Raw genomic sequence first — 15,272 nt, 5'->3', positions numbered from 1 at the left:
TACATTAATTAATGTTGTAGCACGTTTACGTATAATTTATTTTAGTATTATGACAAAAAAAATTAATCTTTTTGCCAACCTTAAATCTGATTTCGCATCTGGTTTAGTGGTTTTTTTGGTGGCGCTACCCTTGTGTTTAGGAATAGCGATGGCTTCTGGAGCACCTTTATTTTCAGGAATTATTTCAGGAGTTATTGGAGGAATCGTTGTAGGTTTTTTAAGTAAATCACATATAAGTGTTTCAGGACCTGCAGCAGGTTTAACAGCGATTATTTTAACAGCGATTACTGATTTTGGTGCTTTTGACATCTTTTTAACAGCGGTGTTAATCGCTGGATTTATGCAACTTGCATTAGGATATATCAAAGCAGGGAGTATTTCAAATTACTTCCCTACTAATGTTATTGAAGGAATGCTTGCTGGTATTGGTGTTATTATTATTTTAAAACAATTGCCCCATGCATTTGGATATGATGCTGATTTTGAAGGAGATCAGTCTTTTATTCAAAGTAATGGAGACAACACATTTTCTTCTTTATTTGAAGTCTTTAATCAATTTCAATTAGGGGCAATTGTTGTCACTGTTGTATCGTTAATCATATTAATTTCATGGGATAAAGTTCCTTTTTTAAAGAAATTAAAATTAGTTCCTGGTGCTTTAATAGCAGTAATATCAGGAATTGTGTTGAACGAAATTTTCATTATCTCAGGTAGTTCTTTAGCTATTTCGAATGAGCACCTGGTATCTTTACCAATTCCTACTTCTTTTGATGAATTAAAATCGATTGTGGTTACGCCTAATTTTTCAGGATTCTTGAATCCTCAAGTTTGGGTTGTTGGTTTAACAATCGCGATTGTAGCCTCTATTGAAACACTATTGTGTATTGAAGCATCAGATAGAATGGATGAACATAAAAGATATACAGATACTAATGTGGAATTGAAAGCGCAAGGAGTAGGTAATATTTTAAGTGCGCTTTTAGGAGGTTTGCCTATGACATCTGTAGTCGTGCGCTCTTCGGCAAATAATAATGCTGGAGCCAAATCAAAGATGTCAACGATAATTCACGGTGTACTTTTACTATTAAGTGTACTTGCTATTCCAGTAATATTAAATAAAATTCCACTAGCTACTTTAGCAACTATATTAATTTTAGTGGGTTATAAATTGGCAAAGCCAGCAACATTTATGCATTTTTGGGAAAAAGGAAAGTATCAATTTATTCCTTTTATCGCCACCTTAATAGCGGTAGTTACAACAGATTTGTTGAAAGGAGTACTATTAGGTATTGTAATTAGTATTATTTTTATTCTAAAAGGAAATTTAAAAAGAGCTTACAGTTTTAAGAAGAAAGAGTATGTTGACGGTGATATCATTCATATTGATTTAGCGCAAGAGGTTTCTTTTTTAAATAAAGCTGCCATAAAAAGCACTTTAAATGATCTTCCAGAAAACTCAAAAGTGGTAATAAATGCTCACGATACTGTTTATATAGCTCATGATATCTTAGATTTGATACGTGAGTTTAAAGAAACCAGAGCAGTGGACGAAAACATAAAAGTAAAGCTTAAAGGATTTAAAAAAGCTTATGACCTAGCAAATAGTCCAGACACTATCAATCATGTTACATTTGAACATTATTATGATGTTGCCAAAAGAGAGATGGTAAAAAAAGAAGTGTTCAAAGAAGTTTTTCAAGAATAATTAAAAATATAGAAGTGGAGATTAAACTTTAAAAAGTATTTTCTTTACACTGTTTTTAAGGTTTGAAATTGAGATTAGAATTCACAACAAAAGATAAATAAATAAAATGAGCGATTTTTATAAAAAAATATTAGATAATAATAAGGAATGGGTTGAGAGAAATTTGGCAATAGATCCAAATTATTTTGCAGATTTAGCTAAAGGACAAACTCCGCCATTATTGTGGATAGGTTGTTCAGACAGTCGTGTTCCGGCAAACGAAATTATCGGAGCTAAGTCAGGAGAAGTTTTTGTACATAGAAACATAGCTAATATGGTAGTACATTCAGATATGAATATGCTTAGTGTATTGGATTATGCGGTAAATGTTTTAAAAGTAAAACATGTTATTGTTTGTGGACATTATGGTTGTGGAGGTATTAAAGCAGCAATGGGTAATGAATCCATTGGAATTATCGATAACTGGATTAGACATATCAAGAATGTGTATCGTTTACACAATACTTACCTGGATTCTATCGAAGACGAGACAGAACGATTTAATGCTTTTGTTGAAGTCAATGCCAAAGAGCAAGTTTTTGATTTATCAAAGACATCGATAGTGCAAAACGCTTGGAAAAACGGACAAGATTTAACCCTACACGGTTGGGTTTACGGATTAAATTCTGGTTTTGTAACAGATTTAAAAGTGAATATAAGTTCAAATAAGGAGCTAGATGAAGTTTACCAATTAAACTTATAGTAAAAAAAAAATCGCCTTCGGGCGATTTTTTTTTTAATCTATATCTAAATTTTCATTGAAAGCAGTGGGTAACATTTTAGGAATAAACTTGATCAAAATTGGCAATAGCAAGCTACCGCCAGGAAGTAGAAATATAGTCAGTGAAGGAATGGTTTTACAAACGTCCAACAACTGTTTTTTTACTTTTTTCTTTTCTTTTTCATCCAAGTCTCTCCTGGTAGAAATAGCTAAAAGAATCATTAGATCTCTACTTTGAAGAATTTCTTTGACTAAGCGATTTTTATTTCTTGTGATTAACGTAATTACAGTTTCAGTTGTTTGATCGTAAAAATGTTTAACAGGATTTGAATAATTAAAATAGGGAATTTTACTTTTATGTTCTGTAATAAATGCATCGGTATTGCTAATGCTCTCCGTTACAAAAGCATCAGGAATTGCAACTAGTTCGGATAATTTGTATAAAAAATAAGCCTCTTCATTTTCAATCTTTCCATCGCTCCATAGCGCCATTCCTGCCATGTCAATTAGATAATATTTTTCTAATTCAGAGGTGAAATAGTTCAGATTTAGTTCGTCTAGATTTTGAACACTAACTTTAGAAAATTTACTATAGCGAACTGATGCTTCAAATAATTTTATTAATAAATCATCGTATTTTGATTTATTAGATTTTGTTTTTAAAGCAAGTGACACAACGCTAACGACTGCTTCCTCTATCTTTTTTAAATACTTTTCGGGAATTGAACCATGAATCAAATATTGGCGAAAAGCTAAAACATCTATAAAAAGCAAAGCGTTTGTTACAATATGAGAAAAGTTCTTGCTAAAGATATCGATGTTAGTTTGTACTCTGTCATCAATTATTTTTTCTAAATTTAAAGAAGGCGGACTATCAGGTAATATTTTTTTAAGTAAATTATACCCTTTTGGAGTCATTTCAGTATAAAATGATAAGGCTTTGTCTAGAAAATCAGCATGATTTTTATCACAGGTAGTAAGCCCGTACATAGCATACAGTGTGCTTAGTAAGGCAACTTTTGGCATTTCGTTATGAACCCAGCCTTTCGTTACAATAGGAACTGCCGTTTCAAATGAGACGATGTGACCATATATGAATCCTGTTTTTCTAATATTGGTGTAAAACAACTGGGGATTCTCGTAAACGAGCTTTTCCTTTGATTTTTGTTTTACAAAATACTTATCTATCCAACCTGATGCTGAAGGGTTAATCATTGCTAAATTTTAATAGTACAAAGCTATGCTATTTTCGGGTCTTGTCTTAAATAAAATACTGTACAGTTAGTTTGAAATTAGGGGATGCGTGCAGTATTAAATTACTTTATGATTGCTGAACAGGCTACTCTTGCTCCTGCATTACCCGCTGGTTGCGAAACGAAATCATCGCTTCCTTCATGTACAATCAGTCCTTTACCTAGTATGTCCTTTGTTGGATCTCCAGAACCAATATTCCACTCATCAGTAGTGAAGGTGATGGTTCCATTTCCATTAGCATCGGCTGTAAAGTTACCTATATCTCCTTTGTGGTATTGGCCAACGCCCCATTTACCATGATTTTTGAAAGTAGGGTTCCAATGTCCTCCAGCAGAACTTCCATCTGCAGCTGAACAATCTGATTTTTCATGGATATGAATGGCATGAACTCCTGGTTTTAATCCTGCCATTTTTGCAACGAAAGTTACTTTGCCATTTTTTTCGATAAAAGTGGCGGTGCCTGAAACGCTACTATTGCTCTTCGCTTCAAATACGATAGATAATTTCTTAGTGTCGCTAGAGCTACTGTTTGTCTTACAAGCAATAAGTACGGCAATTATTAATGCGATCGAAAATATTATTTTTTTCATGATATTGGATGTTTTTCAATTAGTACATAAAATTACGTATAAAATTATAAGTAGTAAATTAAATTACCATTAAATTTTCGTTAGGCTTATCTTACAAAGTTAATAAAAGCAAAAACCACGTCTTTTATTCGAAAAAACCTGTGAATGTTGAGCTAATTCTACGATTTAATATATCTATAGTGACTATTCTCGAAGGGTTTGATGCTCATTACCGCTTGAATTTTGTAAAAAATGATTTTTTAAGTATTTTGTTAAAGACTATAATCTACCTTTTTAATAGAAGAAATGAAAATAGTTTAGTATTCTGTTTTTATAGTTGTGGTATTCTTGGTTTCTGTTTCTAATTTTTAAATTAGGATGGAAAGGCTGTTTTTTTTCATAAATTTGCAGTCCAATATTTTACTTTTTTAAGACTGTTTTTATTTAACAGGTTGACATTGATTAAAGATCTTTAATCATTTACTCATTTAAAGTTTTTTTTTTGACATAAATAGTATGGTTTTATTTCCTTATTGTTTATTGAGATCTTGTTTGCTCTTTTTATTTAAAGAGAAATAAGAGTAACTTTTACCCACTTATTAATCAAGGAAATGTATCCTTATGGTTAGTGAATTTTATGTAATTATTCGAAAATAATATACATTAAATGACTAATCTTAATACTATAGATTTTAAATGTATAGTTAACCCAATTTGATGAATTATGAACAAATTAAAGCACTTTTTAGAACGGAAATATAACTTTAAAACAGACTTTACCAGGTCAGTCGCGCTACCGAGCTTGACTATAATTATTATCATATCCATGTTTTGTGGTTTTTTTCCAACTGAAGCTAATGATTTTTTTAATGAAGTTAAGGCTGTCATCTTTAAAAATTTAGGATGGTTGTATGTTTTGATAGTTACCGTTTTTGTACTATTTCTAGTGGGTATTGCCGTTAGTAAATTTGGTAAAATTAAATTAGGAGCAGACGACACAAAACCAGAGTATTCTTTTTTCTCTTGGGTTGCGATGCTTTTTGCAGCAGGAATGGGAATTGGGCTAATGTATTTTGGTGTAGCCGAAACCATGGCTCACTATGCTAACCCAGCGATTAGCAATCTTGACGAACATTTAAGGGCTAAAGAAGCGCAATTATACACCTTTTTCCACTGGGGCTTTCATGCTTGGTCGATCTATGGAGTTGTAGGTCTTTCTATGGCTTATTTTGCCTATCGTCATAATTTGCCATTGGCTATTAGAAGTGGTTTTTATCCAATGTTGAAAGATAAAATTCATGGTAAATTTGGAAACATTGTAGATGTTTTTGCTTTGTGTAGTACTTTTTTTGGTATTGCTACAACCTTAGGTTTTGGAGTATTACAATTAAGTGCAGGACTACAGAGTTTAGGTATTATTCCGAACACTAGTTTTGAGTATCAAGTAGGGATTGTTGTTATCGTGATGGTTATTGCCGTTATATCTGCCACAAGTGGTTTAGGAAAAGGGGTGAAGAAATTAAGTGAGATTAACATTATAATGGCGACTTTATTAATGCTTTTTATTTTGGTGGCAGGACCAACAATTTATATATTAAGTACACTAACAGAAGGAATTGGTCATTATATTAGTAACTTCATGTCGTTAACTTTTAACACGTATGCTTTTGAGAAAGAGAGCCAAGAATGGTTTTCTAACTGGACAATTCTATACTGGGCTTGGTGGATAGCGTGGGCGCCGTATGTAGGTTTATTTATCGCTAAAATTTCTAAGGGACGAACAATACGCGAATTTATATTAGCTGTTTTGTTTATTCCAGCATTTTTTAATTTTGTTTGGATGACAATTTTTGGAAGTAGTGCGATATGGATTGATGAATTTATTGCCAATGGGGCTTTGAGTGAGTTTGCTAAAAACACAGATACATTGTTATTTAATTTTTTTAATTACTTTCCATTGACAACTTTGCTTAATATAGTATCGATTGCAATTATATGTGTATTCTTTATTACATCGGCTGACTCAGGTATTTTCATTATGAATGGAATTTCTTCTAAGGGAGCTACTAATTCTCCAAAATGGCAAAATGTATTTTGGGGAGGATTGCTTACCGTTGTTTCTTTAAGTTTGTTGAGTTCTGGAGGTTTAGCCTCTTTGCAAACGATGACTTTGGTTACTGCATTGCCTTTTGGTATAATCATGTTATTATTATGTGTTAATTTATGGAAAGCTCTATTAGCAGACGATGAGTATAGTACTACTAAATATTCTCATGGAAGTTTAAATTGGAACGATTACCATTGGAAAGTGCGATTAGAAAAAATACTTACCTATTCGCAAAAGAAAGATATTAGGAAGTTTTTAAATGAAACAGTTCGTCTTTCATTTGAGGAATTGGTAAAAGAGTTAGAAAAAAATGAAATTGCAGCTAGTATAATTCATCATACTACTCCAAATAACTCTATCGAACTTGTTATTAAGCACGACCAATTGCGCGATTTCGTTTACGGTGTTATGGCGCAGCCACAAACTATTTCAGAAACCTTAATTAACGAACAAAACACTCCGAATATCGATTCAGAGACTGTCTTTTTACCAATCAGTTATTTTGGAGATCATCGCATGGGTTACGATATTCAATATTTGAGTAAGGATGAAATTATTTCGGATGTATTAAGAGAGTACGAGCGTTTCTTAACATTAGGATCAGATGGGATGCATGATTTATTGATGAAACCCAATTGATCATAATTCATTGTTTATTGATAGAAAAGCCGGAATTGTCCTTGATGATTGCTGTTTTTCAGTTAAATAGGTAAAAGTAAAAATGCTCTATGTTTGTTTAGCAGAATCAAAAAGAATCCTACTAAATATGGTACTGTAAGTGAGGTTTGTGGGCTAATAAAACAACTATTTTCTACGCTATTTGTTCTTTTGGTATAGTTTGTGCACTTACAGATTCACAACAAAATTATTGTCATTATTTCTAGAGCAATTTCTATATATCGTAATGTAAAACAAAAATGATTTTTGGAATATAGAATTTCTTTGAAGTCTTGTTATAATTGGAGATATTTAATGTAGTGATGGCTCCGATTTAACAATTCTATAGGATAGATTGATAGATTTTAGACTTAATTTTGTAGTAGTTTTTTAACGAGTATTTACTCAAATAATTTAATAATAAAAAGTATGAAAAAAGTATTTCTATCCGTAGCAATTTTATGTTTAGCGTTTGTATCTTGTAATTCCACTAAATCAACAGTGAAGGATGTTTCTTCACTTGAAGGAGCATGGGAATTGAATTACATCACTGGACCAAGGATTACTTTTGAGGGATTGTATCCAGAAAAAAAGCCAACAATTAACTTTGATGTCAAAGAGAATAAAATTTCAGGAAACAGTAGTTGTAATAATTTTATGGGACCCTTGTCTGTAGAGGCAAATAAAATTAACTTTAAAGATTCGAAAATTGCAATGACCATGATGGCTTGCCAAGGTTCTGGAGAAGGTGTTTTTATGTCTACACTGGAAAAAGTTGAGACTTATAAAGTTTCTGAAGACGGTAAAACTTTGAGCTTTATTATGGGAGACGTAGAAATGATGCGTTTTACTAAGAAATAAAATTATTTATGATGCCCTTTTAAGGGCATCATTTTTTTTATAGAGATGATAACATTCTTTACCTAAAAAAATAGTAGCCATGAAACTTAAATGCACAATCTCAATAGCTTTGTTCTTATTGGTAGTTACTATGGGCTTTGCCCAAGAAAAATCGAGAACGCAGCTAAGACAGGAAAGGAAGGTTGAAAAAGTAAAACGAACAGCTGCTTTAGTAGATTCTAGAAAATTTGTTTTTGTTGGTCAGAAAGCTTTACCTCAAGGATTTAATGCCATTGATTTAACTACGAACCCGAATTTTATTGAATTCAAACCCGATTTTATCAAAAGCGAAATGCCTTTTTTTGGAAGGGGTTACAGCGGAATTGGATATGGTGGAGATAGCGGATTGAAATTTGAGGGAAAACCAATCGACTTTACGATTGAGAAAAGGAGAAAAGCGTATGAAATTAGAGCTACGGTTAGGGGAGAAGCCGATGTTTTTAAAATATCACTTTCAGTATCATTCACTGGTAGCGCAACACTTACAATTAACTCGAATAATCGTAGTGCCATTTCTTATTATGGAGAAATATTTAAAATTGATAAGAAAAAAGATAAATAGTAAAATTCGAATATAAAAAAACCGTCTCGTTAATTAAAACTTGACGGTTTTTCAGCATTTTGAATTAGTATCGGTCTTTGCTTTTAGAAGCAATATGCGTTCTCTGCAACTAATTTCGTAGTGATTGTTTCTCTTAATCCAACAATATTTGGCATGTTGGTGTATTTAGTGAAACGTCTTAATCCCATAAGCATCATACGTTGTTCGTCACCTTCAACAAAAGAAATAATACTTTCTTTTCCTTTTTGAGTAACGATATCTACTGCTTGGTACAAGTATAATTTTGCCATAGCAATTTGCTCTTGTACTTTATCTTCACCTTGATTTTTAGCTAGTTTTTCAGTTCTAAGGATCGTACTTTCAGCCATGTATATTTCGATTAACATATCTGAAGCTGCCATCAAAATTTGTTGATGAGAGTCTAATTCAGTTCCGAATTTTTGAACTGCACTACCAGCAACCATTAAGAACGCTTTTTTCAATTTGGCCACCATTTCTTTTTCTTCTGCAAATAACTCAGAATAATCAGGAGTTTCAAAAGAAGGGATACCTATTAATTCCTCACCAACTTTCATCGCTGGACCTAATAAATCAACGTGTCCTTTCATTGCTTTTTTAATCAACATTCCTACTGATAACATTCTGTTGATTTCGTTAGTACCTTCATAGATACGTGCAATACGAGCATCTCTCCAAGCACTTTCCATCGGAGTGTCTTCAGAGAATCCCATTCCACCAAAGATTTGAATTCCTTCATCAGAACACGCTTGAATATCTTCAGATACAGCAACTTTTAAGATTGAACACTCAATAGCGTATTCTTCCACACCTTTTAATTCTGCTTCTTGATGAGTAGCTCCTTCAGCTTCACGAGCAATGATTCTGTCTTCAATATTTTTTGCAGCTCTGTAAGAAGCACTTTCTCCAGCATAGCAGCTAGTTGCCATATCAGCTAATTTAGAACGAATCGCTCCAAACTCTGAAATAGGTGTATTAAACTGTATTCTTTCGTTAGCGTAGTTTACCGAAGCCGATATTACTCTTCTTTGAGCATCTAAACAAGCTGCAGCTAATTTAATACGTCCTACATTTAAAGCGTTCATTGCGATTTTGAAACCGTTACCTCTTTCAGACAACATATTTTCAACTGGAACTTTCGTTTCACTAAAGAAAACCTGACGTGTAGATGATGCACGAATTCCTAATTTATGCTCTTCTTCACCCATTGAAATTCCATTGTCATCAGTATTTTCTACAATGAAACCAGTAATATTTTTATCGTCTCCAATACGAGCAAATACGATAAATAAGGAACAGAAACCTGCATTCGAAATCCACATTTTTTGTCCTGTGATCGAATAGTATTTTCCATCTTCAGATAAAACTGCTTTTGTTTTTCCTGAGTTGGCATCTGATCCTGCACCTGGCTCAGTAAGGCAGTAGGCTCCAAACCATTCGCCAGAAGCTAATTTAGGTACATATTTTTGTTTTTGCTCTTCTGTTCCGTATAAGGTAATTGGCATTGTACCAATACCTGTATGCGCTCCAAAAGCAGTCGAGAAAGATCCCGTTGCACCTGAAATATAATCACAAACTAACATTGTTGATACAAACCCCATTCCGAGTCCACCATAAGCTTCAGGAACCGCAACTCCAAGAAGACCTAAGTCTCCGGCTTTTTTCATGCATTCTTCGGTGTAAGCATAATCCTTTTTTTCAAAACGATCTTTGTGTGCCCATAATTCTTTGTCTACGAACTCTTTTACAGAATCACGCATCATTAATTGCTCTTCTGAAAAATCCTCAGGAGTGAAGATATCTTCACATTTAGTTTCTTTTACGAGGAATTGACCACCTCTTGTTACGTCGCTCATGACTTTGTTATTTTAAATTTTGAATTATTTTGTATTGTCTTCCTGAGAAGTTTTAATAATTTTTGTTATTATGTTTATTATGTGTTCAATATCAATCAAATAATTTGACATTGAGATTGTTGTTAGCTTTGATTTGTCTAATAAACGCAACCAATATTAGCTCCAATACTAGTTGCTGATCTTAGTATTTGTTTCGAAATAATGAATTCATTTTCTTTTTTTAAGTTGAGTGAAAAGATTTACAATTGACAATGCAAAATCAAATGTTTTTACAGCAATTATGTTTTCTTTCATGCTTATTTAAAATTCATCATTTAAAATAACTTTACAACAATTCGTATACTCCAGCACTTCCTTGCCCAGTTCCCACACACATGGTTACAATACCGTATTTACTTCCTCTGCGTTTCATTTCGTCAAATAGTTGCACAGATAGTTTTGCACCTGTACATCCTAGTGGATGACCTAATGCAATGGCGCCACCATTTACGTTGATAATGTCAGGATTTAAATTAAGTTCTCTTATAACTGCTAGCGATTGTGAGGCAAAAGCTTCGTTTAATTCAATTAAGTCGATATCATTTATGGATAATCCTGCTTGTTTTAATGCCTTTGGAATTGCTTTTACAGGTCCAATTCCCATTATTCTTGGCTCAACTCCTGCAGAGGCAAAGTTTACTAATCTTGCGATAGGTTCAAGATTAAGTTCTTTTACCATCTCTTCACTCATTACAAGTACAAAAGCGGCACCATCACTCATTTGTGAAGAGTTGCCAGCGGTAACACTTCCTCCAGCTTCAAAGACAGGTCTTAAAGCAGCCAAAGCTTCTTTTGAAGTTCCTGCTCTAGGCCCTTCATCTTTATTGACTACATAAGATTTAGTTTCTTTTTTACCGTTTTCATTGATAAACGTTTGGTCTACTGTGATTGGAACAATTTGTTTGTCAAATTTACCTTCAGCTTGGGCTTTCAAGGCTTTCATATGAGAGTGGTAAGCAAACTCATCTTGATCTTCTCTAGAGACTTTAAACTGGTTTGCAACTGCTTCGGCTGTTAATCCCATTCCCCAGTAGTAATCCTCGTTTCCTGCTTTAGCAACAGCATAATCCGGTGTGGGTTTGTAACCTCCCATCGGAATAAAGCTCATGCTTTCGGCACCACCAGCAATAATACAATGTGCCATTCCTGACTGAATTTTGGCTGTAGCCATTCCTATTGTTTCTAATCCAGATGCACAGTATCTATTTACTGTTACTCCGGGAACATCTTCAATTTTTAATCCCATCAAAGAGATTAAACGTCCCACATTAAGTCCTTGTTCTGCTTCAGGCATGGCATTTCCTACCATAACATCATCAATACGAGTCTTGTCAAAATGGGGCAATTCATTCATCATGTACTGAATAGTTTCTGCTGCCAACTCATCAGGTCTTTTAAATCTGAACACACCTTTTGGAGCTTTTCCTACGGCTGTTCTGTATGCTTTTACTATATAGGCTGTTTTCATTTATAAAAAGTATTAAGATTGGAGTATTACGTATTAAGACTTCCCAATCGTTATAATTATTGGTTTTTTAGTGTTTTTTGAAGTGCAAAATTCATATTACTCACCTCGACTAATTCATTTATTATTGGTGTAATTTTTAATTCATCTATTAATCCAAGACGTTTAGAAATCATTAATTGAGTTATTAATTCAAAAGTTGAGCCATTAGCTATTCCTAAAAAATGTGCAAATTCATTTTTAGAATTTCTTCCAGAGCCTTCTGCAATATTTGAAGGTATTGAAACTGAACATCTTTTCATTTGACTAGTAAGATTGAATTTTTCTTCTTGAGGTAGAGTAGTGCAAGCTCGATAAACAGTTTCAGTAATGTCCATTGCTTTTTGCCAGATTTTTAATTTTTCAAATTGGTGCATAATTGTCGTTACTTAAATTATTAACTCTTGATACTTAATACTCAAACCTTAATACTCAAATTTCTAATTTCTCAACGGTTTCCCTTTGGTTAACATAAATTGGATTCTTTCTAATGTTTTTCTCTCCGTACATAGCGATAAGAAAGCTTCACGTTCTAAGTCAAGTAAATATTGCTCAGAAATTAATGTTGCCTCAGATAAATCTCCACCAGCCATTACATAAGCCAGTTTGTTAGCAATCTTCTTGTCGTGTTCTGAGATGTATTTTCCAGCTTCCATTTGGTCAGTCCCTACTAAGAACATTCCTAATGCTTGTTTTCCAAGTACTTTTACGTCATTTCTTCGAATCGGTTGCGTGTAACCCGCTTCGGCCATTAATAAAGCATGTTTCTTAGCTTCTGCAATTTGGCGGTCTTTGTTTACAACAATGATGTCTTTTCCTTGTTGCAATAATCCAGAATCAAAAGCTTCGTAACCAGAAGTAGATACTTTTGCCATAGCAATTGTCAAGAAATATTCCTGCAATACATTCAGCTCCACATCGTTTTTATGAAATAAATCAGAAGCTCTTAAAGCCATTTCTTTAGATCCACCACCACCTGGTATTACTCCTACGCCAAATTCAACTAATCCCATGTATGTTTCTGCTGCCGCAACAACTTTGTCTGCATGCAAACTCATTTCGCAACCACCACCAAAAGTCATTCCGTGCGGAGCAACAACTACTGGGATTCCAGAATAGCGCACACGCATCATCGTGTCTTGGAAAGTTTTGATAGCCATGTTTAATTCGTCGTATTCTTGCTCAACCGCCATCATGAATATCATTCCAATATTAGCACCTACAGAGAAATTTGCTGCTTGGTTACCAATAACAAGTCCTTGATATTCTTTTTCTGATAGATCGATTGCTTTGTTGATCGCTTGTAAAACATCACCACCTATAGTATTCATTTTAGACTGGAATTCTAAGTTCAATATTCCGTCGCCTAAATCTTGTATAATAGCACCACTATTACTCCACACTTTTTTGCTTTCGCGAATGTTGTTCAAGATAATAAATGAATCTTGCCCCGGAACTTTAGTTTGTGCTTTAGATGGAATATTATAGAAAAAAGTAGCACCTTCTTTTATAGTATAAAAACTTTTGCTTCCTGAAACTAACATATCATTTACCCAAGCAGCAGGCTCTAGACCTTCAGCTTTCATGATCTCGATCCCTTTTTCGACACCAATGGCATCCCAAATTTCGAATGGACCATTTTCCCATCCGAAACCTGCTTTCATAGCGTCGTCAATTTTGTATAATTCGTCTGAGATTTCAGGTATTCTATTCGAAACATAAGCAAACATACCAGCAAAACTTTTACGGTAGAACTCACCCGCTTTATCTTTACCTTTTACTAAAACTTTAAAACGGTCGATAGGCTTATCAATAGTTTTAGTTAATTCAAGTGTTGCGAATGACGCTTTTTTAGCGGCTCGGTATTCTAAGGTGTCTAGATCTAAAGTTAGGATATCTTTGTCTACTTTCTTATAAAATCCTTGACCAGTTTTACTTCCGAACCATTTGTTTTCGACCATTTTATTGACGAAATCTGGTAATTTGAACAATTCGTGCTGCTCATCGTTTAGACAGTTTTCATAGATACCGTTTGCAACGTGTACCAAAGTATCTAAACCTACAACATCGACAGTTCTAAAAGTAGCCGATTTTGGACGGCCGATAACTGGACCAGTTAATTTATCTACTTCTTCAATCGTTAAGCCCATTTCTTTAACCAAATGGAATAAACTTTGAATACCATAAATCCCAATACGGTTTCCAATGAAAGCTGGAGTATCTTTAGCAACAACCGAAGTTTTTCCTAAAAATTTCTCTCCATATATAGTAAGGAAGTCCAATACTTCAGATGAAGTTTGTGGACCAGGAATTATTTCGAATAATTTTAAGTAACGTGCTGGATTAAAAAAGTGAGTCCCACAGAAGTGTTTTTGGAAATCTTCTGACCTTCCTTCACTCATAAAGTGAATCGGAATTCCTGAAGTATTTGAAGTAATTAAAGTACCCGGTTTGCGATATTTTTCTACTTGCTCAAACACTAATTTTTTAATATCTAATCTTTCAACAACTACTTCTATGATCCAATCAACGTCGGCAATTTTAGCCATGTCGTCGGTCGTGTTTCCAGTTGTAATGCGGTTCGCGAATTTTTGGCTGTAAATAGGAGAGGGTTTTGATTTTAAAGCATTCATTAAATGCTCATTTACTAAACGATTGCGAACAATTTTACTTTCTAATGTCAATCCTTTTTTTGTCTCTACCTCAGTAAGTTCTCTGGGAACGATATCAAGAAGTAAAACTTCGACACCAATATTGGCAAAATGGCAAGCAATTCCCGAACCCATAATTCCGGATCCGATTACTGCAACTTTTTTAATTGTGCGTTTCATTGTCTAATTTTTCAGTTTGATTAAATATATTTTTATTATGAATTAATTCGTTGATCATTTCCGAGACTTCAATAAAATGTTGCAATTTCTCATCGGAAATGTGATTTTTTACTGTGTCATTGAATTTTAAAACCGTGTTTTTTGAAAGGTCTCTTTTTTCTTTACCTAGTTCAGTCAAGAAAATTAAGACACCACGTCCGTCATCTGGATTTTTCTTTCGAATGATCAGGCCTTTCTCTTCCATGGATTTTAAGGTTCTGGTAAGGCTGGTGGCTTCCATGCCCATTTTTGGACCTAATGCAGTAGAAGGAGTGCCTGCATTTTTGTCCATACTCAATAATGCAAAACCGGTTGCCATAGTGGCACCGTACTTAGAAGCTTCTTCGTTATACATTCTTGAAACGGCTTGCCAAGTAGCTCTTAATATGTAATCTATTGTTTTATCTTTCATATATAACTATATCGATTTCAAATATAATAAAAAATACTATGCATGCATAATATATTAAG

At 33.7% G+C, this 15,272-nt stretch carries 13 protein-coding genes; 5 read left to right on the top strand and 8 right to left on the bottom strand.

Annotation, left to right across the window (positions count from 1 at the left end):
- The first annotated feature begins 49 nt into the window (after positions 1-49).
- Positions 50-1,705, top strand: a complete 1,656-nt coding sequence (locus E0F98_RS10080) for a SulP family inorganic anion transporter (protein ID WP_132111044.1) — start codon at positions 50-52, stop codon at positions 1,703-1,705.
- A 106-nt stretch (positions 1,706-1,811) separates the two neighbouring features.
- Positions 1,812-2,447 (top strand): carbonate dehydratase, encoded by a 636-nt coding sequence (gene can / locus E0F98_RS10075; protein WP_132111042.1) that lies wholly within the window; start codon positions 1,812-1,814, stop codon positions 2,445-2,447.
- A 33-nt stretch (positions 2,448-2,480) separates the two neighbouring features.
- On the opposite strand, the gene E0F98_RS10070 is transcribed toward can, so the two are convergent.
- Both E0F98_RS10070 and E0F98_RS10065 read right to left on the bottom strand, forming a co-directional pair.
- A complete protein-coding gene (locus E0F98_RS10070) occupies positions 2,481-3,680 on the bottom strand; it encodes an LETM1-related biofilm-associated protein (protein WP_132111040.1) in 1,200 nt (399 codons plus the stop codon).
- Positions 3,681-3,781: 101 nt separating this feature from the next.
- Positions 3,782-4,309 carry a superoxide dismutase family protein gene (locus E0F98_RS10065; RefSeq protein WP_132111038.1) on the bottom strand — a complete coding sequence of 176 codons (528 nt, stop codon included), beginning with the start codon at positions 4,307-4,309 and terminating at the stop codon, positions 3,782-3,784.
- Positions 4,310-5,012: 703 nt separating this feature from the next.
- Here E0F98_RS10065 and E0F98_RS10060 point away from each other — a divergent pair.
- The 3 genes from E0F98_RS10060 to E0F98_RS10050 all read left to right on the top strand — a co-directional run bounded on the left by E0F98_RS10060 (position 5,013) and on the right by E0F98_RS10050 (position 8,514).
- The gene (locus tag E0F98_RS10060; protein ID WP_132111036.1) at positions 5,013-7,034 is read left to right on the top strand and encodes a BCCT family transporter; all 2,022 of its coding nucleotides are present in this window, start codon (positions 5,013-5,015) and stop codon (positions 7,032-7,034) included.
- Positions 7,035-7,481: 447 nt separating this feature from the next.
- A complete protein-coding gene (locus E0F98_RS10055) occupies positions 7,482-7,913 on the top strand; it encodes an META domain-containing protein (RefSeq protein WP_132111034.1) in 432 nt (143 codons plus the stop codon).
- A 79-nt stretch (positions 7,914-7,992) separates the two neighbouring features.
- Entirely contained in the window at positions 7,993-8,514 is a 522-nt protein-coding gene (locus tag E0F98_RS10050; RefSeq protein ID WP_132111032.1) for a DUF4251 domain-containing protein, read from the top strand.
- A gap of 83 nt (positions 8,515-8,597) precedes the next feature.
- On the opposite strand, the gene E0F98_RS10045 is transcribed toward E0F98_RS10050, so the two are convergent.
- From E0F98_RS10045 to E0F98_RS10020, 6 genes are all read right to left on the bottom strand, one after another.
- On the bottom strand, positions 8,598-10,388 hold the full coding sequence (locus tag E0F98_RS10045; RefSeq protein WP_132111030.1) for an acyl-CoA dehydrogenase family protein: 1,791 nt from the start codon (positions 10,386-10,388) through the stop codon (positions 8,598-8,600).
- 137 nt (positions 10,389-10,525) lie between these two features.
- Positions 10,526-10,588: a hypothetical protein gene (locus E0F98_RS16275; RefSeq protein ID WP_317126196.1), complete on the bottom strand. Its 63-nt coding sequence runs from the start codon at positions 10,586-10,588 to the stop codon at positions 10,526-10,528.
- 125 nt (positions 10,589-10,713) lie between these two features.
- Positions 10,714-11,895, bottom strand: coding sequence for an acetyl-CoA C-acyltransferase (locus E0F98_RS10035; RefSeq protein ID WP_132111028.1), 1,182 nt, complete (start codon positions 11,893-11,895; stop codon positions 10,714-10,716).
- A 56-nt stretch (positions 11,896-11,951) separates the two neighbouring features.
- Complete coding sequence (locus E0F98_RS10030; RefSeq protein WP_132111026.1) at positions 11,952-12,308, bottom strand: four helix bundle protein; 357 nt, start codon at positions 12,306-12,308, stop codon at positions 11,952-11,954.
- A 63-nt stretch (positions 12,309-12,371) separates the two neighbouring features.
- Positions 12,372-14,762, bottom strand: coding sequence for a 3-hydroxyacyl-CoA dehydrogenase/enoyl-CoA hydratase family protein (locus tag E0F98_RS10025; RefSeq protein WP_132111024.1), 2,391 nt, complete (start codon positions 14,760-14,762; stop codon positions 12,372-12,374).
- Complete coding sequence (locus E0F98_RS10020; protein WP_132111022.1) at positions 14,746-15,213, bottom strand: MarR family winged helix-turn-helix transcriptional regulator; 468 nt, start codon at positions 15,211-15,213, stop codon at positions 14,746-14,748. The genes E0F98_RS10025 and E0F98_RS10020 overlap by 17 nt, the downstream gene beginning before the upstream one ends.
- Positions 15,214-15,272: the final 59 nt, after the last annotated feature.

The sequence above is a fragment of the Flavobacterium hiemivividum genome, assembly GCF_004349145.1.
Taxonomy (GTDB): domain Bacteria; phylum Bacteroidota; class Bacteroidia; order Flavobacteriales; family Flavobacteriaceae; genus Flavobacterium; species Flavobacterium hiemivividum.
Note: the sequence above shows the minus strand (reverse complement) of the source record. Positions and strands in the feature narration are given on the sequence as shown.